The sequence below is a fragment of the Agrobacterium fabrum str. C58 genome, from assembly GCF_000092025.1.
Lineage (GTDB): Bacteria > Pseudomonadota > Alphaproteobacteria > Rhizobiales > Rhizobiaceae > Agrobacterium > Agrobacterium fabrum.
Genome location: NC_003065.3, coordinates 52,111 through 70,505 on the forward strand (window position 1 = coordinate 52,111; position 18,395 = coordinate 70,505).

At 57.0% G+C, this 18,395-nt stretch carries 16 protein-coding genes; 11 read left to right on the forward strand and 5 right to left on the reverse strand.

Annotated features, from left to right (window positions below; translation table 11 throughout):
• Positions 1-122 precede the first annotated feature (122 nt).
• From repA to repC, 3 genes are all read left to right on the forward strand, one after another.
• Positions 123-1,340, forward strand: coding sequence for a plasmid partitioning protein RepA (repA, locus tag ATU_RS23215; RefSeq protein WP_010891622.1), 1,218 nt, complete (start codon positions 123-125; stop codon positions 1,338-1,340).
• 229 nt (positions 1,341-1,569) lie between these two features.
• Positions 1,570-2,580 (forward strand): plasmid partitioning protein RepB, encoded by a 1,011-nt coding sequence (gene repB, locus ATU_RS23220; protein ID WP_032489589.1) that lies wholly within the window; start codon positions 1,570-1,572, stop codon positions 2,578-2,580.
• Between the two features lie 214 nt (positions 2,581-2,794).
• The gene (repC, locus tag ATU_RS23225) at positions 2,795-4,114 is read left to right on the forward strand and encodes a plasmid replication protein RepC (RefSeq protein WP_010974840.1); all 1,320 of its coding nucleotides are present in this window, start codon (positions 2,795-2,797) and stop codon (positions 4,112-4,114) included.
• 8 nt (positions 4,115-4,122) lie between these two features.
• On the opposite strand, the gene ATU_RS23230 is transcribed toward repC, so the two are convergent.
• Positions 4,123-5,064: a recombinase family protein gene (locus ATU_RS23230; RefSeq protein ID WP_046033744.1), complete on the reverse strand. Its 942-nt coding sequence runs from the start codon at positions 5,062-5,064 to the stop codon at positions 4,123-4,125.
• A gap of 282 nt (positions 5,065-5,346) precedes the next feature.
• Between ATU_RS23230 and ATU_RS23235 the strand changes: the two genes are divergently transcribed.
• Positions 5,347-6,456 (forward strand): RHE_PE00001 family protein, encoded by a 1,110-nt coding sequence (locus tag ATU_RS23235; protein ID WP_010974841.1) that lies wholly within the window; start codon positions 5,347-5,349, stop codon positions 6,454-6,456.
• Between the two features lie 180 nt (positions 6,457-6,636).
• On the opposite strand, the gene ATU_RS23240 is transcribed toward ATU_RS23235, so the two are convergent.
• Positions 6,637-9,147 (reverse strand): DEAD/DEAH box helicase, encoded by a 2,511-nt coding sequence (locus ATU_RS23240; protein ID WP_010974842.1) that lies wholly within the window; start codon positions 9,145-9,147, stop codon positions 6,637-6,639.
• 202 nt (positions 9,148-9,349) lie between these two features.
• Complete coding sequence (locus ATU_RS23245; RefSeq protein WP_010974843.1) at positions 9,350-10,537, reverse strand: hypothetical protein; 1,188 nt, start codon at positions 10,535-10,537, stop codon at positions 9,350-9,352.
• 233 nt (positions 10,538-10,770) lie between these two features.
• Between ATU_RS23245 and ATU_RS23250 the strand changes: the two genes are divergently transcribed.
• The 4 genes from ATU_RS23250 (at position 10,771) to ATU_RS23265 (ending at position 13,576) form a co-directional block, all read left to right on the forward strand.
• Positions 10,771-11,487 (forward strand): antitoxin Xre/MbcA/ParS-like domain-containing protein, encoded by a 717-nt coding sequence (locus ATU_RS23250; RefSeq protein ID WP_010974844.1) that lies wholly within the window; start codon positions 10,771-10,773, stop codon positions 11,485-11,487.
• Positions 11,488-11,579: 92 nt separating this feature from the next.
• Positions 11,580-12,080 (forward strand): RES family NAD+ phosphorylase, encoded by a 501-nt coding sequence (locus ATU_RS23255; protein WP_233279036.1) that lies wholly within the window; start codon positions 11,580-11,582, stop codon positions 12,078-12,080.
• Between the two features lie 2 nt (positions 12,081-12,082).
• On the forward strand, positions 12,083-13,075 hold the full coding sequence (locus ATU_RS23260) for a hypothetical protein (protein ID WP_046033745.1): 993 nt from the start codon (positions 12,083-12,085) through the stop codon (positions 13,073-13,075).
• The gene (locus ATU_RS23265) at positions 13,076-13,576 is read left to right on the forward strand and encodes a hypothetical protein (protein ID WP_233279037.1); all 501 of its coding nucleotides are present in this window, start codon (positions 13,076-13,078) and stop codon (positions 13,574-13,576) included.
• A gap of 28 nt (positions 13,577-13,604) precedes the next feature.
• On the opposite strand, the gene ATU_RS23270 is transcribed toward ATU_RS23265, so the two are convergent.
• Together ATU_RS23270 and ATU_RS23275 are read right to left on the reverse strand one after the other, a co-directional pair.
• Positions 13,605-13,997, reverse strand: coding sequence for a hypothetical protein (locus tag ATU_RS23270; protein WP_010974848.1), 393 nt, complete (start codon positions 13,995-13,997; stop codon positions 13,605-13,607).
• 323 nt (positions 13,998-14,320) lie between these two features.
• The gene (locus ATU_RS23275) at positions 14,321-15,217 is read right to left on the reverse strand and encodes a LysR substrate-binding domain-containing protein (protein ID WP_010974849.1); all 897 of its coding nucleotides are present in this window, start codon (positions 15,215-15,217) and stop codon (positions 14,321-14,323) included.
• Positions 15,218-15,334: 117 nt separating this feature from the next.
• Between ATU_RS23275 and ATU_RS23280 the strand changes: the two genes are divergently transcribed.
• The 3 genes from ATU_RS23280 to ATU_RS23290 all read left to right on the forward strand — a co-directional run bounded on the left by ATU_RS23280 (position 15,335) and on the right by ATU_RS23290 (position 18,379).
• Positions 15,335-16,207, forward strand: a complete 873-nt coding sequence (locus tag ATU_RS23280) for a PhzF family phenazine biosynthesis protein (protein WP_010974850.1) — start codon at positions 15,335-15,337, stop codon at positions 16,205-16,207.
• A 646-nt stretch (positions 16,208-16,853) separates the two neighbouring features.
• Entirely contained in the window at positions 16,854-17,579 is a 726-nt protein-coding gene (locus ATU_RS23285; protein WP_233283095.1) for an ABC transporter permease, read from the forward strand.
• The gene (locus tag ATU_RS23290; protein WP_010974851.1) at positions 17,576-18,379 is read left to right on the forward strand and encodes an ABC transporter ATP-binding protein; all 804 of its coding nucleotides are present in this window, start codon (positions 17,576-17,578) and stop codon (positions 18,377-18,379) included. The genes ATU_RS23285 and ATU_RS23290 overlap by 4 nt, the downstream gene beginning before the upstream one ends.
• The last annotated feature ends 16 nt before the right edge of the window (positions 18,380-18,395 follow it).

Consider the following 18,395-nt stretch of genomic DNA (forward strand, 5'->3'; position numbering starts at 1 on the left):
TTTCGATTGAAACGCGCGTAACCGTTCATTAACCAAAAACGTCTTGCAACCTCACCCGCATTAGGTAATCGTCACGGATAAATGGCAATACGCGCCAATTAACCGTGACAAGAGATAACACCGTGAGCAAAGCCGCTGCCATATCCCGAAATGATCGCCCGTCGGTAGATGTTACCATTGGTGAGCATGCTGAGCAGCTCAGCTCTCAGCTTCAAGCGATGAGCGAGGCTTTGTTTCCTCCGACGTCGCACAAGAGCTTGCGCAAATTCACCTCGGGTGAAGCCGCACGCTTGATGAAAATATCTGACTCAACTCTTCGAAAGATGACACTGGCTGGCGAAGGGCCGCAACCTGAACTCGCCAGCAACGGACGGCGCTTTTACACCCTCGGTCAGATAAACGAAATCCGGCAGATGCTTGCCGGCTCGACTCGAGGACGTGAAAGCATTGATTTTGTGCCTCATCGCCGAGGTTCTGAGCATTTGCAAGTCGTTGCTGTAACCAACTTCAAAGGTGGCTCTGGGAAGACGACGACGTCCGCTCATCTTGCACAGTATCTGGCGTTGCAAGGTTACAGGGTTCTCGCAGTCGATCTCGATCCGCAGGCTAGTCTTTCAGCACTCCTCGGCGTTCTGCCAGAAACTGATGTCGGTGCAAACGAAACGCTCTATGCGGCTATTCGGTACGACGACACACGTCGTCCGTTGCGAGATGTGATCCGACCGACGTATTTTGATGGTCTTCACCTTGTTCCTGGAAATCTCGAGCTTATGGAGTTCGAGCATACCACCCCGAAAGCATTGACTGACAAAGGTACGCGCGACGGATTGTTCTTCACTCGCGTGGCCCAAGCCTTTGATGAGGTCGCCGACGATTACGATGTCGTGGTCATCGACTGCCCTCCTCAGCTTGGGTTTTTGACTCTCAGCGGGTTGTGTGCTGCAACATCAATGGTAATCACCGTACATCCTCAGATGCTGGATATCGCTTCCATGAGCCAGTTTCTCCTCATGACACGCGACCTTCTGGGTGTCGTGAAAGAGGCGGGGGGCAATCTCCAGTACGATTTCATACGCTATCTCTTGACGCGCTATGAGCCCCAGGACGCGCCGCAGACGAAAGTGACGGCACTGCTGCGCAACATGTTCGAGGATCACGTCCTTACAAATCCTATGGTCAAGTCGGCAGCGGTATCTGATGCCGGTTTAACCAAGCAGACGCTCTATGAGATAGGGCGAGAGAACCTTACGCGATCGACATACGACCGGGCGATGGAATCTTTAGATGCGGTGAATTCGGAGATCGAGGCTTTGATCAAGATGGCGTGGGGGCGGGTCTAATGAAAGGCTTTGCGTTCCTCACAGATCTGTTGGGAGCTCCCAACAGACAGGTGTTGATTCGCCCCCTGGACATGGGGCACTGGAGAAGCCGGGGTAATTTGAGACGACGACGCACGCCCATCGCTAATTGGCCAGGGTGCAGTTGTCTTGTCTTGTTGGGAGCTCCCAACCAAGCGCATTTGCAATCAAAAATGCGACGCCACGACGCCAAACCCAAGAGGCCGATATCATGAGCCGCAAAGACGCAATCGATACTTTGTTCCTCAAGAAGCAACCTGCGACCGATAGAGCAGCAGTCGACAAGTCGACCGCTCGTGTTCGTACCGGAGCGATTTCGGCCATGGGTTCGTCTTTGCAAGAGATGGCTGAGGGCGCAAAGGCTGCAGCTCGGCTGCAGGATCAACTGGCTACAGGCGAAGCCGTCGTGTCCCTGGATCCATCCATGATCGACGGGTCGCCGATCGCGGATCGGCTGCCCTCAGACGTGGATCCGAAATTCGAGCAGCTTGAGGCGAGCATTTCGCAGGAGGGGCAGCAGGTGCCGGTTCTTGTCAGACCGCACCCTGAGGCTGCCGGTCGATATCAGATCGTATATGGAAGGCGGCGGCTGCGCGCGGCAGTAAATCTGCGGAGAGAGGTTTCTGCCATTGTTCGAAATCTCACGGACTGTGAACTGGTCGTGGCCCAGGGCCGCGAAAATCTTAACCGCGCTGACCTCTCGTTCATTGAGAAGGCTCTCTTCGCCCTGCGCCTCGAAGATGCGGGTTTTGATAGAGCCACCATCATTGCCGCGCTATCCACTGACAAGGCCGACCTCAGCCGCTACATAACTGTAGCAAGGGGCATACCGCTGAACCTCGCCACACAAATCGGCCCAGCGTCGAAAGCGGGTCGATCGCGTTGGGTCGTACTTGCCGAGGGGCTTGGGAAGCCTAAGGCAACGGACGCAATCGAAGCGATGCTTGGGTCAGAGCAGTTCAAGCAATCTGATAGCGATACCCGCTTTAACCTCATTTTCAACGCCGTTTCAAGGCCACCTGCGAAGACTCCAAAAAAGGTAAGGGCCTGGAGCACGCCAAAGGGGAAAAAGGCAGCGACGATCCGACAAGAAACTGGACGAACGGCGCTGGTTTTCGACGAGAGACTGGTGCCAACTTTTGGCGAATATGTCGCTGACCAGTTGGACAGTCTGTACGCCCAGTTCATTGAAACCAACGGAGGAGGCAAGCTCGACCAATAGTCAGGGTTTCATCCAATTTAAAGCTCCGCTCGACTGAGATGGACTGGCTCTCACCGCAAAAGAAAAAGGCCCCCGAAACGGCGTTCCGGAAGACCTTCTCTGTAGTCTCGCAGCTAAGAGAATCGCATTTCCAGGAATCGTAGTCAAGGGTCCCGTAAGGGAAAGCGTCATTTCGACGGGCGGATTTCAATTGCCTAACAAAAGGTAAAAGGAAATGCAGACGCATATCTCAACGACGTCCTTTGGGCGGCGGCCGATGACACTCGGCCATATTGCAAGCCAGATGGCAGCAAAAGCGGTCGCATCAGACACTGTCGCCCACAAATGGCAGGTCTTCCAGCACATCCGTGAATCCCGGGGACTGATCGGAGCCACGGACCGCTCACTCTCGATCCTGAACGCGCTGTTGACGTTTTACCCGGAGACCGCCTTGACTGGTGGTGCCGAACTGGTCGTATGGCCTTCTAACGAACAGCTGATGGCTCGCGCCAACGGCATGCCCGCCACGACACTGCGCCGGCATCTTGCCATACTGGTTGATTGCGGGCTCATCATTCGCCGCGACAGCCCCAATGGCAAGCGGTTCGCCCGCAAGGGAAGGGGAGGGGAGATTGAGCAGGCCTATGGGTTCGATCTGTCGCCGATCGTCGCGCGGGCCGAGGAGTTCCGAGATCTGGCCCAGACAGTGCAAGCTGAAAAAAAGGCCTTCCGGGTGGCCAAGGAGCGCTTGACTCTTCTTCGTCGTGACATTGTCAAAATGATCGAAACTGGCGTCGAAGAGAGCGTTCCTGGAAACTGGGGAAGAGTTACCCAGACCTATCAGGGGATCATCGGCCGCCTGCCACGCTCGGCACCTCGGCAGCTTGTCGAGAGTATTGGGCAAGAGCTTCAGGAACTCTGCATCGAGATCCGTGACGTATTGGAATCTTTCACAAAAACGATGAATCTGGACGCCAATGAGTCCCATATCGGTCGCCACAAACAGAATTCAAATCCAGACTCTAAATTTGAATCTGAATACAGCTCTGGAAAAAAAGATGAAGCGGGCGGCAGCGTTGCGGAAACCGACAATGTACGGAGCTTGCCGAAACGCGAGCTGCCTTTGGGAATCGTGCTGGATGCCTGCCCCGAAATGCGGGAATTGGCCCAGGGAGGTCCAATTCGGCATTGGCGCGACTTGCTGGCGGCGGCTGAGCTTGCCCGGCCGATGCTGGGGATTAGTCCGAGCGCCTGGCGGGAGGCCCGCGAAACCATGGGCGATCAACACGCGGCGATCACGCTGGCTTCGATCTATCAGCGGGCCGGTCAGATCAATAACGCTGGGGGCTATCTGCGCAGCCTGACCGACCGGGCCAAGGATGGGAAGTTTTCGACCTGGCCGATGGTCATGGCGTTGCTCCGGGCAAAGCTGGACGAGCAGAAGAATGCAGTTGGCGCTGGAAAGCCGCGAACTGCTGAGGAGGTCGAGGATGACAGCCGCCTCCACGTATCGGAATCGCTGCTCAAAAACCTGCGAAAGCCGAGATCTTGGTGATCCTCTCGCTATTCAGCCGCGGCGATGTCGACGTCGGTGATCAACCCGGAACGTCGGGCGCGGTCGATCAGGTTCTTGACGGACGAGGGCGCCCATTTGGATCCACCGCGCGGCGTGCGCTCGTGCAGTCTTTCAAGCTGGCCGGCGATCTCGCGGAGCTTCAGGTCTGGGTTCGAAGAATGGATGCCGGCCACAAGCGTCATCAGGCGATCTTCGGGAAGACGGGGAGGAGATTTTTTCAGGAGCGCTGCATCCACCAGGCGTTCCGTCACCATCCACTTCACGGCTCGGCGAAGACGTTCTGGCGTCCAGTCGAGGCCCCGCTGCTTGAGCATTCGGGCGATGTCGTCCCATGTGTGATCCGGTCGCATGCGACGAACGGTAGGAAGCCATTGGTTCGCGGACGCCTGAATCCTATCGCCATATGCCGCTTTCTGGGCCGCGGTCATCCTTGCCAGCGCCTCCGGGCGCTTTTCCCGGATGCCCGGGTTGCCGGAAAGCTTTCCTTTGGACTTGGCTGCGCGGATACCCGCCTTCGTTCGTTCGGAAATGAGCGCGCGTTCGAGCTGCGCCACGGCGCCGAGAACCTGGAGGGAAAACATTCCTTGCGGCGTCGACGTGTCGATAGGATCGCGCAGCGACCGGAAATGCGCGCCCTTCGCCGTCATATCCTCGATTACCTCGAGCAGATGACTGACCGAGCGCGCCAGGCGGTCAAGTCGTACCACAACAAGCGTGTCGCCAGCGCTAATCTCCCGAAGCAGTTTGGAAAGAGCAGGGCGGGCACGCGCCGCGCCGGAACCATGTTCTTGAACGATAATGTCGCAACCGGCCGACCTGAGTTCGATCTCCTGCGCATCCGTCGCCTGTTCGTCCGTCGAAACGCGGGCATAGCCGATTATACGGCCCTGAGGCCGACCGGAACGTTGATTTTGCGTGTTACGAGCCATTTGCAGCGCCTGAGGAGTGTTGAAGGGCAGTTTTCCAAACGCAGAGGATAAGGATAAACGATCGTTTGTAAACGTCTCTTGGTCCTTTGGAGTCAAAGTAAACACGTCGCAAGTGGCTGGAAAACAGTGGTTTTCATCGATGTCACGTCCATCGGCGCTAATCCTGTACAGTTCGAACGCCTTGGCAGCTCTAAATAGTACGCGCGCGAGAAAAAGTATCTGCTATGATTGAAGTGTATGCTATTATAGCTTCAAGATGGTCTAAATAGATACGTTAAAACAATGAGATATGAAATTGGCGATTTGCCTTTGACAGTGCTGCTTCCGGCTATCGCAAGGGCAGAAGATCAAATCGCGCGTCTGGACGAAATTGTTCGTCGCAGCCCCGTCAGGCAGGGCTTTACCGAAAGGTCTCACTTCACCGAGGCGGCCGCAAGCATGTGGATCGCAGGCGAGCTTGTCCACATCGAGGATCTCGTTCTCCACGACGCAAATCGGGATGTGCGTACCCCGACCCACGAAATCACCATCGCACATTCGATCCTGAGAGCGCGGCGGCGCATCGAAAAAGCTGACCCTGACTGGGCGACGAGCAGGGCTGGGATCGTAAACCTGGTGGGGCGGTCAGAGGGCTCTGCGGAACGAGAGTCGGTAGGGAAGGGGAGATCGCCCTTGCCCGCCGAACTGACGCTGAACGAAGAGGACAACTGTTTCGCCGCGGAGATGGCCGAAATCGATGCAGTTCTTGATCGGTCGACCCGCGCACTCGAAGCGGTGGTAACGGTGGAGGGCAGCAAGGCGGATCCTCTGATGGTCGGTGAGCTCGTTGTCCGGGATCCGGGATGGGACGAGGAAGGGCGCCTTTCGGCTTGGAGAGCGGTTCTGGCTCAGGCTGACGCCTTGCCGACTACCTTGGCGGCCGCAGTGATATGGGACGCATGGGAAAGCATGGAGCCATTGCAGCGGCAGCATTGGCTTGGTACCCAACTCGTGAATTCATATTTCCGGGTGCGCGGAAAGGTGTCCTCGCACCTGTTTGGCATCTGCTCCGGTCTTAAAGCTGTGCCGCGGGAACGGCGGCGATCACACAATCGCGCTTCACGAATGCTTGCCGGGCTGGATGCAATGGCGAGCAGCGCTGAACTGGCCATGAAGGAAGTCATTCGGCTGGGACAGGCGAGGGAGCACCTCGAGCGAAAACTGAAGGGAAAGCGCTCGTCCAGCAGTTTGCCGCGCGTTGTGGACTTGCTGATGGCGCGACCGATCGTGTCCTCGTCGATGATAGTCAAGGAATTGAAGGTTAGCCATCGTGCGGCGCTCGATCTCGTCGCCGAACTCGGCGTTCGGGAAGTGACGGGGAGAGGAAGCTTCCGTGCATGGGGTTTGATTTGATGTGAAGGCAGCAAACATGGTCGGTGCGAGAATTGAACGAATTGAGGCGGTCGGGTCCTCGCGCGTTTAGATGTTTCTGGTCATAGAATTCCTTTTGTTTCGCGCTCGTTCGTGGCGACGCATGTCGCAAACGACAGCGCATTCGCCGCAGTCAAAATCCGCGGGAGAGGGCGGCAACGTTCATTTGAACTCAGTTAAATAGATCGTCTTGATGCCGTCCGGCGTTAGGCCAGTACGGCGCAGTTCAGCCTCACAGCGCTCTTGAAGAACGTCCCTGTCTCCGGGTTGCCCAATTAGATAGACATAGAGATTCCGGACCGCTCCGACGAGCTTTGTCACTTCCTCCAATTTAAGGGCGTACGTTCCCTGGGTGCTTGCTTTCCGATCGGCGATGGGCTCCGGAAGCGCCGAAACCCGCAAAGACTGCCTTCCGGGATAGCATCGCCTGAACCATTGCTCGGCTTCTAGGAGTTGAGCATGGTCGTTCTTGTAGAGCGGGTTGTCCTTCTCCTTGTCGCTTTTGGCTTCTATGACGAAATCGAACAAACCGCTCGTTCGCCACAATACATCAGGCCCTGTTTTGTGCACTGCTTCCGGCCGCTCGGCGTCAAAACCAAGATATGCTCCAAGGTTCTTTAACGCCTCCTCATATTGGAATGGGGAGGCGTCGGGCACTAGAGCCGAGACCGCTTCGTTATAAGCAGGAATGAGCGATCCACGACGTTGATATTCGAGGATTCGGCTAACAATCGCCATGGATTGTGGACCTGCCATTGGTCGCGGAATATAGGCGGGTCGGATGCGAGGTGGGATATGGTTGTTGTTGGTTGCGAAAGCTGACGTCTGAAGTCGCTGACCCTTGTGATCGTCATTCATATGGAAAGCGATGCGAGCTGCCAACGAGGAAAGCCATGCCCTTCTCTGACCATCCTGGACTAGGTCTGGTGAGGAAATCAGGTGTTCGAGTTCTTGAATGGCGCTTTCATACTGTCCCACTCTTTCCAGCCGGAAAGCCCTGCGCTCAGCACCGGCGACCTTCAGCGACAGTTCGTCGATCCCCGGGGGCCGGGTGGCGGCTGCCAACTCTGACGCATGGTAGGCAACCCAATCCGGATCCCTGTTCAAACACTTGAGCATCGTTTCGCCAATTTCCTGATAGCTGGCGACAGCCTCACTCACTTCCTGTCCCACGTTGAGTTGTACGCGGCTGCTCGCGGTCAGATGCTCAAGGTTCTTCTTGCGTCCGATCCATGCAACCAAGTCGCTTCCCGTCAGGACGACCACGCAGAAATCGCCGCCACCCCTGGAGCCGCGCCCTAGGCCCTGCTCGATCCGCTGGGCCAACAACGAGTTGACCGCGGAATCTGCAAGGACATTCGTCCGAAACATATCGTAGTCGGTCGTACCCTGTGGCAGGCCATCCATAATCAGCAGGCGGCAAGACTGACCAGCCAAATCAATGCCGTCGTACCGGTTAGCAAGAACGATCGGACCCTTGAACGATCCGGCCTGCATATCTTTTATGCGGTGGCTAACCGCTTCACTTGTCTCTGGATATTCCGCAGTATCCAACCATCCTTTCGCAACGGTCCCGGACGGCGCCAAAATCGCGACGCCGGCGTAACCGGCAATCCATTTCGCGATCTGTTTAACCATCGGTGTGATAGCGACATTGCCGAGCGGCATCAGCTCGGGCACCAAGATCATGCGCTCGCCTACACCCGCGAGCGATGAAGACTGAATCGGTCTGCCAACTGCAGCAGGGGAGGCACCGAATGTGCGAACAATCTCGCTGTCGTCCGAAATCGTAGCAGACATGTAGATCCGGCGTTTAGCGTCATCGAACGTCGGAAGAAGATCAACCGGCGGAAAGGTGGGGGTGATCGTCACCGATTTGCGGCTGAAGAGGCAGTGGCACATGGCCAGATTGTCACGTAGGAGAGGCCATATGTAGGGATCGACGCCCTCGACATGCTGTGAAAGAAATTCCCGAACTTCGGGGACCTTGGACAGCCAAGCCCAGCTGGGGACCTCGATCACGCCGAAGTCCTTCCCCCTCGTGATGTCAGCAAAGGCGCCGCCTCGTCCGACCTCGTCGAACGCGCCCCTGAAACGATCCGCCATCTCCTGATAGACCTCGAGGTGGTCTTTCGATGTGATCGTCAGGCTGAATGCTTTACGAACAGAGGAAAGCGCGACGTGCGCGTCGTCTAAGATGATGCCTCCGACTTTCACTGCCGGTTTGGCGGAACCTCGAACACCAAATTTGCTGCGACCACTGAAAAGGCTCTCGTAGGCCCCCACGAGAACGGCGTTACCATCAAGAAACTCGGAGGCTAAAGGCTGCCCCCTCGTGTAGGGCACCGCGCGGATTCCATATTCAGTCGCTTTGGCAATAACCTGTTCGACGAGCTGGGTAGTTGGTGCGAGATAAAGAACGGGTTCACCGAGTTCATTCATGGTTGATTGTGCCATGAGAAGCGCAACCAGGGTCTTTCCTCCCCCCGTATGCAGTTTTACAACGACATCCTTGTCGTTTCTCCGGGATGGATACCAAGCATCGAGAGCTTCGGCTTGGCTAACATAAAGGTCATTGATCCCGACGGCTTTCGGCAGGGAATGAAAGATATCTCGTGGGGCGACGGGCTTCGGCTTTGCCTTGTCCTCGCGAAGCTTTTTGAAATCGACCACCTCTTGCCCCCCATTTTACCGACAGTTCTGCTTTAACAGATGTATGCCCAAGAGAGAGGCATTGAAAATACCTACTACTTAGAAAGACGTGTTGCAGGTTATTTTTTCGGCGGGCGTTACTGACGCCTAACGATATGGCAGGAGCAGGATGACAAACCATGTTTTCTGCATCCACTAATTCACAGACGTCCAAGGTTGAAAGTCAGAAATCAATTCTGTCCTCTCGCATTTCACCACCAAGGCCAAATAAATACATGGAGCCATAAAATGACAACAGATCGCTCCGCGGCGCACCGTCGATTCGTTGTGTTAGCGCCTCGGCCACCACGCCGACGTGCTTTACGAGTGCGTCCAGATGTTGCTTTGTTGGTTGGTTCCTATCTCCAAGCGCTGCCTTCAGCGCATACAGCCGTTCAAGCGGCGCTGGATGGGTCTCGGATACCGAAAACCGAGGTATGTCGAGAAATCGGGAGCCCAAAAGTTCAATTAAGTGGAGGAAGAGAAATATGTGATAGGCGCCGTTGGAAAGGCGGAGTTTTGCATCTTTATCCGACCCGATGGCTGTAATCGCGTGGAGGTCAGCACTGAATTCTAGATCGTGGTTATAGGTTTTTAGATCCTCCAGATTTTCGGTCGAAGATGCTTCTTCCATATGACCTAGAAGCAAATGACTAAACTCATGCCCGAATGTGAATTCGAGCATGTCGTCTACATCGCGCTTGATAGCAGCGTCCACACTCGCTGGAAGTTTAGCTCGCGGATCGATGTCAAAGTCCTGGGCTTCTGACCCTATCATCGTCCGCAGGGCGATTAAGGCTGCATCAATCCGGTCGCCCATCGGAAATTCATAGTGTGCGCCATGAAAACATACAGTCATGAAATAGAGGAAGTAGCGCAACGCTTCGGAGACGATGATCACCTCGCCTACCAGGGACTTTAAGCAAGCGGCGTTCACTTCCAGGGTTGGGACGTAGCCATAGGGGATTGAGCGAGCGGATTTTCGTAAGGCCTTCGGCAGTCGCTCAAGATAGCGTCTCGGAGCCAAATTGACGGTTTCGTAGTAGGATGTCAGAGTCCAAGGGCGACCGTTCTGCTGAAATGCACGCTTCCGGTGGGCAAGCACCCTCGTAACTCGAGGAGAATCGGCAACGGAGTTAGCCCGAATTCGCAGCAAGTAGTCATGCGCGCTTCTCAACGACCTCAGCCGGAGAATCTCATTCTTAGAGCAGAAGGGCGCATAAACCAGTTCTTCATTGCTGAGATCTGGATCGAGTGGTTCGATCCCTGTGACGTAGAACTCGCCACGTTCATCGCCGATGAAGAAACCATTCGCGGCGCGGCGCGCCCCGGGAAATTCCTTCAGCCATTTCTGTATTTCGTGCTCTTCCATTGCGAAACGACAACCCTCGTGCCAAGTAGAAAAATACGCAAACTAAAAAGTCCGATAGTAATACGCGAATAAGCCTAACTGCCCGTCTGTAAATCAGGTCGATAAAAAGAGGGTAAGTTCGCCATCAAATCTCTAAGGGCCTCAGTGCTGGCCGCTCCCGAATCTGAGGGCAACAATCTGGACAAATCGGACAATCCGCATTATCTTGGCTGTAGTCAAGAAGGAAGACGAAGATGGTTGCTGTCACCCGTAAATCGCAGATGCGCGCAAAGCTAGAAGTCAATCCGGCTGCGGTAGCCGATGTTCTCAAGGTTTTGGCCCGACACAATCCAGGCCTTTCAAAGCCGGCGCTTGCAGCGACTGGCAAGGTCATGGCCGTGGTCTCTGCGGTGGCAGCGCGCCTTTCTGTCGAGCAACAGCATCGGATTGCCGACGATGAAACGGAACTCGCCCATATTGTGGAAGCCGCCGTCGCCGAACTGGCTGCGAAGCCAGGTCATGTACTCGCGGAGGTATCGGTCGAAAAGCCTGTGGAGGTCAGCCGAGGTGCTGGTCTGGGGCAATCGGTAGACATGGAGGAAGGGCGCCGCAGGCTCGACGAATTTGCGACGCCAACCCGCATCGAAGACTGGGCCGGTCCGGTCGCTGGTCCGGGCGATATCGAGAAGAAGTTCGGCACGAAGCGATCGACCTTGCACGACTGGCACAAGCGCGGAGCTGTCGTCGGTCTGCTCAAGGGCGAGCGAAAGCATGTCTTTCCCCTGGCTCAGTTTGTCGATGGCCGGCCGGTCGAGGGCATGCCTCAGGTCACCAAAATCATCCGCAATCCGCGTGTGGCGTGGCAATGGCTGATCCAGCCGAAGCCGAGCATTGGCGGAACGCCGCTCGACAATCTCAAAATGGGCAATCTAGACGAAGTTCTGGATGCGGCCGAGCGCGATTTTGGTTGAGCTGAATCGTGAAACTTGATCCCCAAACGGTTCGGGAGCTCGCGCTTGCCTTTCTCCCGCAATCTTATGTCCGCATTATACCTGTAGCCCACATGTCGACCCCGCTTGGCATGGGTTTCGGCCAATCGCGATTCTCGAGCCCCAACCAGATGTTCCGACTGCTTTATGCCGCATATGATCTCGCGACCGCGATTGCGGAGACGATTGTGCGCGACCGCTTCGAGGGGACCCAGGAGCGAGTGCTGGATGAGAGCGAAATCGAGGACTGGTCGGTCACTGAGGTGACGGCCACGGATGCTCTCATTCTTCTCGACCTGCGCACGACCGGCCTCCTGAGGTTGGGCGTCAGCACGGACGCAGCCCGGGGCAAGGAACATCAGGAAGGGCAGAGACTGAGCGAGTCGATCTTTCGATCCTATGCTGTCGATGGATTGCTCTATTCCTCACGCCTCACGGCGGCAGATTGCGTGGCGGTCTACGATCGGGCTGTCGCTGCGAAACTTGTCGCCTCTCCGGCGGTCGAGCTGGTTCGTCAAGCCGACTTGATAGCCGCCCTGCGGTTTATCGGGGTGTCGATCCGGGCCGGGCGATAAGCATGTCCGTTACAGTCACTTCCGCAAACTTCTCTGGGCGATTTACGGCGTTGAATGGCACGAAAACGTTGCCAGCGACACATGCCGACATCATCCGCTCGTTGCTGACCGTCGGCTATCCCAGCCGTCGAGCCGCTGTCCGCACCGTTGGCCCCTGGCGGGAGAAAATGCTGGTCGCGATGGCGACGGGCTATCTGGATGCCTCCTTGAACACGACGGCCTATTTTCGGAGTTTGGAGCAGTCGGAGAAGGTGGGGGTTTCGTTCCTTTTCGGCGAGGCGTTCACGCACTGGTATGCTCAGAGTCAGATGAGCGTGCAGTATCTCGTGCATGTCGCCGGCCTTGCCTCCTGTCGATGGGGATCCCCAACGGCTCCGGTCGCGCCGAAAGCTGGCGCAGCGCCTCCTCCTCCAAAATCGCGTCCCGATTTTATCGGCATCAAGCGAAGGGAACGCCATGTGTTCGAGAGCAAGGGTCGCATCCGAGCGCCAGCCGCAAGCACCGTTGCGAAGGCACTGGGGCAGGTTTCGGCGCTTCACACGGTCAACGGACGGGCGCCGACCACACGCTGTGCAAACTTCTTCATGTTCAAGGCCGGTGGTGCAGAGGGCAGAGTGCTGGATCCGCCGGCAAAGGGTGACGGCATCACCGTGACGTTTGATCTCTTCGAAGCGATTACACGAGCCTACTCCATTATCCTCGATCAGCCGGTACTTGATCTATCCGATCAGGTTGGTGCGGGTTATGTCGGACGCGAGATCGATGATGGTGTGTTCTTGGGTATCGACAAGGAAATCCTTGCCTTGGTACGAGAGCGGCCCCCGACTGAAGCAACGCGTCGCAGGCGTGTCGCCCAGGTCTTCTCTGCTCTTGAAGATCGGTCGCAGAACTATGCGGGTCGGCAGGATAGAAGTGTTTCGTCCGGCCTTGACGGGGTCCTGCTTCTTGACCGCCGTTCGCCGCGCGCCCTTCGACGCTTCCGGACGCAGGGTTAAATGGCCGACTTTATGTCGGTGTGTTGGTTTCACCTTCTGACCAGCAAATCATGTGATTTACTACAACCCTATAATTCCATCAGAGATGCTGGCTCCATGACGACCCTTCTCGGCCTCACCTATATCTCAAATGAAAAAGTGCCGCTCGCGGACCTGGACGACTATGTAACCGTCCAAGTGCCGAGTGCTGGGTTTGATCAGCACCTCGGAAATTATGCACCGTGGTTTTGGTCGATCGATAGGAGAGGGGGCGGCGGCGTGGATTTCAAGCAAGGGAAATATGACTATTGGGTGCGCCGGATCGGTTCCAACCAACCAATAGGTTTTCCGGTGCTGTCACCGACCTCAAAAGAGGAGGGCTGGATCTCAGTCATGGACGGCCGACATCGCATAATGGCAATTGTCGATAGCGGTAGGCAGGCCTTTGCAGCGAGACTTCCCAGATTATTGCTGGGAACGGCGCAAATGACAATTCCAGGCCTCGAAATCTTTGATCTGTAGACTACAGACGGCGCCGAGGTGCCCCCTGTCAGACTCCTGCGTCGACGACCATCGAAGTCGGGAAGCCACCATGAGGCTTCGTAATGAACGCCAGGCGCGCTTTGCGGAGTGGCCACGTCTTATCTCGCCACCAGTAAAACTCCAGATGCGATCTGCCCTGCGCGCGGATTTCCGACTCGATATCGCGGCTCTCACGTGAACCCGGGACAGCAAGAAAAGTTCCCGTCACGATGCAACGGGTGCTGCCCCTTACAGTGGCCTCGGTGTCGAAGACGGCGTCGCTGATGCAAACGCCCATGAAATCCCTGCTGCGCTGGCCTTTAGGGGTCTCAATGATGAGATCACCAGACGTGCGGTCAAAGTAGATTTTCACTCGGCTGCCGATCTCAGGTGGCTGACGAGAGACGTGCGGTATATCCATTTTCTACTCCTCTGGAGACTGCGTTGGCACCTGTGGGACGGTCGCAAACACACCCGGGGAGCTGTCTTGCACCGCCGGTAGGTCGAAGCGCGGATCGGTGAGATCGAGCGCGCCAGACCGCATCAGAGACTTCTCGAGCCCGATCGAATATCCATTTATAGGCCTGTGGCGTGAGCTCCATATGCGGTTTTCTCATGATGGCGCGCCGCGGATTGAGATTGCCGCCACTGCCGGCGTTCAGATTGCGTTGAGTTGGCGCAAAAGAATCCGGACCAAGTTCGATCATCATATCGACCATGGACACGTCTGCCGAAAGAGGTCCGTTAATGACACATTGGCCCGAGCGATACCTGAAACCACTCCCTAAGTGCGACGATGTCAGCTCTTGTTTCTAACCCAATAGCGCAGGCAAAGTGATAGGCATCTCCGGCAAGCTCCCCGGAAAAAGGCGCTATCAGCAAGCCCGCAGCAAGCGCATCCGCTACCAGAACCCGGCTGGCTATGACCACGCCTTGTCCCGCGATAGCCGCCTGGACGGCTAGCATGCTATCGGGAAAGCGGGGTCCGACACTGGTGTCGACGTCGGCCACACCGGCCTGCGCGCACCAGCGCAACCAGTCTGGTTCCGGCGAGGGCCGGTTTCGTCCGTCGATATGAATCAGTATAGCGCGCCGCAGATCATCAAGGTGGGACAGACCGAGCCGTGCGCTACAAACGGGTGTCATCACGTCACGGCAAAGGTAGGTACTGACCACGCCGGGGAAGGGACCACGCCCGTAACGTATTGCAGTCTCGACACCACCCGCCCGCAAGTCCTCGACGGAGTTCGAAGTATGCAGCCGGAGATCGATCATCGGAACAGCCTGGCGGAGCGTGTCCATCCGCGGCACCAGCCAGTGGCTGAGAAAAGCAGTGGTGGATGAGAGGGTGACTGTCGTCGGGGTCGTATCTGCCAGCAGTCGCGTGACTGCTCTTTCGATTTCGCCGAAACCAGAGGCCGTCGCCTCGTACAGGGTCTTGCCCTGCGGCGTTAACGTCACCGCTCTCGGCGACCGGTCCAGGACGCGCAGGCCCATATGGGCTTCGAGTTGCTTGATCTGATGGCTGATGGCCGTCGGCGTCACCGAGAGTTCTTCAGCCGCCGCCTTGAAACTCGCCCGCCGTGCAGCGGCTTCGAAAGCGCGAAGGGCGGACAATGGCGGCAAGCGAGAGCGACTCATGCTGAATCCAGTTCACCTTGAAGCTGAGTAATTTGACTTTTTCTATTTGTATAAGCGGCTGTACAGTGCTGATCGTCAAACCCTATCAAAATAAACTCATTCAAGGCAGCAGGAAAAATGGTCGAACTGGTCGCAGGTCTCATTGATGTCTTCGCAGATGCGCCATTGACCGGCAATCCGCTCGCGGTGGTGCAGGACGCCGACGACCTTACCGATGATGCGATGCGGCGGATCGCCGGTGAATTCAATCAGGCCGAGACCACCTTCATACTTCGGAGCGCACGTGCCGATTGGAAACTGCGGTCGTTCACCGCCAGCGGCGCGGAAGTATTCGGTGCGGGCCACAACGCCCTCGGTGCGTGGCTTTGGCTAGGAGAACATGGAAATCTCGGTTCGCTGACGACCGCCCGAACCCTTCAGCAGGAGATCGGTCAGGATGTTCTTCCGATCGAGCTCGAATTGATCGCCGGCCGCGTCCACGGCCGCATGCTCCAGGCGCCGCTGCGCTTGTCGGACGCGCTCAGTGATGTCGCGCCTCTCGCCGACGCTCTTGGCCTCGGTCTGGGCGACATTCTGTCAGAACCGGCGCCACGTCCCGCCGACACCGGTGCGGCTCATCTGATGGTGCGCGTTCGCAATGCCGGCACGGTTGACGAGGCGCGACCCGATGCCGGCAAGCTGCTCGCCGTTCTGAGAAAGACGGCGGCGGAAGGGTGTTATGTCTATGCGTTCGATGCCGGAGCATCGAACACTGCCTACGCCCGGTTCTTCAATCCAACTGTTGGTCTGTGGGAGGATTCGGCGACCGGAACCGCCGCTGGCCCGCTGGCGGCGTATCTTGCAGCTACGGGAAACCTCAGGAACAACGAATTGGTGATCGAACAAGGTACCAAGATGGGCCGCCGCAGCATTCTGCATATCCGGCTGAAGCCCGAACCGGAACTCTCCGGGACAGGCATTGTCGTGTTGAGAGGCGTGATCCGGCTTTAATGCTTGCACCCGGTCCTGCGCACGTACCGATCCTTCAAACTTCAGCAAGCCGGCGCTGCGACGTCTCTTGGTTCTGGGGCGACGACTTTATCGTGCTGCCGCCCTTCATGCGAGCCAACGGCGCTCTCTTCCTCGAACACGTGATGCCAATTCTTTAGGATCGCGGCATTTTCCATAACGACTGTACCGGCGGCCCCGACGCGAGACTTTTGCCCTGCCGCTCCCCAAAGCCAGTACGTGATGGCCCGCGGCAAAAATTTTGCATTTGAATGACTTAGAAACTCACTTTGCTTCCTCGCGCCCATAAAAGAGAACAAGATTTCATGACTTTATACATAGATTTTATAGACTGGCAGTCTCAGGCTCGTTTCAAGTCCATACCGTAAGGCACGCGGAAAACGAGGTTCATCCTACAATTGCGACGAGGAGGTTGGATGACAGCCAACGGTCTGTCCATTCTGGTGCGTTCAATTCGAGAGACGCCCCTCGGCTCTCATTTCCTGGATGCCAAACGCAACGTCGTGGCAGCCGGGAGGACGGAGGAATCGTGAGTAAGCAAGCTGTCTCTACCACCATTGGTCATTCAGTTCCGTCGTATCGCCCGTTAGCGCTCCTCTCTGCGTTCGCCGTTCGAGTGGGGCCGCTTGTGGCGCTCGTCACCGTTTGGCAGGTGGCATGTGATTTTGGAGCCGTGCGACCCGTGTTGCTGCCGGCCCCATCAACCATCGTTCGCACCATATGGAACATGACATTGAGTGGGGAGCTTGCCGAGCATGTGGCGGTAAGCAGCGCCCGTGTGCTCCAAGGGTTCGGCATCGCCGCTGTGCTCGCCCTCGCGCTTGGCATCGTTATGGGGCTCATCGGGCCCTTGAACCGGCTGGCTGATCTAATGGTGCAGGTGTTAAAACCCATCCCGCCTATTGCCTGGATCCCGCTGTCCATCCTGTGGTTCGGTATTGGGGAGGAGGCCAAAATTTTCATCATCGTCCTCGGCGCCTTTTTTCCCATTTTAGTAAGCACTCTTGACGCTGTCCATCAGACTGATGTCCGCTATGTGGAACTAGCTCGGGTGCTGGAAGTGCCACGGCTCAACTTCATCCGTCAGGTGATGATCCCCGGCGCCCTGCCGCAGATCATGTCGGGGCTCAGGCTCGGCATCACCATGTCTTGGATGTGTGTTGTGGCAGCCGAGCTGATCGCAGCTTCGAGTGGCATCGGATTCCTCATCATGGACGGCCGCGTAATGTCGAATGCCAGCGTTGTGCTTGCGGGAATGATTACCCTCGGCGTCCTTGGCAAGCTGACCGACGATGCCTTACGCTTCGCTGAGCGACGTCTGGTGCGCTGGCGCGCCGGCTTTAGCGGGTTATGAGGGGTGATATGACCGCTGCCGCATTCCCTGCAACACCCCCCGCCGCTACCGATCATACGCTGCTGGTCCAGGGCGTCTCCAAAAGCTTCAGTCGGCCTGACGGGTCGGAAGTGCGTGCTCTGGACCATGTGGATCTCGTTGTACGGGACGGCAGCGTCACCTGCATCATCGGTGCAAGCGGCTGCGGCAAGAGTACCCTGTTGCGCATCGTCGCTGGCTTGGAACCACAGTTCGGCGGGACGGTGCTGCTGGGCGGTCGGCCGCTGAAGGGACCGGGCCTTGACCGAGGCATCGTGTTCCAGGACCACCGCCTCGTTCCCTGGATGACGGTGGAGGCTAACATCGCCTTCAGTCTCCACCGTTTGCCCAAGGCGGAGCAGCGGCGAGTCGTGACTGAGAAGTTGAAGCTGGTGGGCCTTGAAGGATTTGGGCGGTCCTATCCGCACCAACTGTCCGGTGGTATGGCGCAGCGCGTCGCCATCGCGCGCGCGCTTGCGCACCAGCCGGAGTTACTGCTGCTGGACGAGCCCTTCGGTGCGCTCGATGCGCTGACCCGCCTCCAGATGCAGGACGAGGTGCTGCGCATCCGCCATACTGACAATCTGACCACCGTGCTCATCACTCATGACATCGAGGAGGCCATCTATCTCGCAGACGAGATCGTGGTGTTCTCTGATCGTCCCGGCCGTGTACGGGCGCGGTTTACCGTGGAGCTGCCCCATCCGCGCGACCGCGGCGATCCCGCCTTCGCCCGTCTGCGCCATGAGTTGCATGCCCAGTTTTTCCACCACCGCAATTAGCTCATTTTGAAAGAAA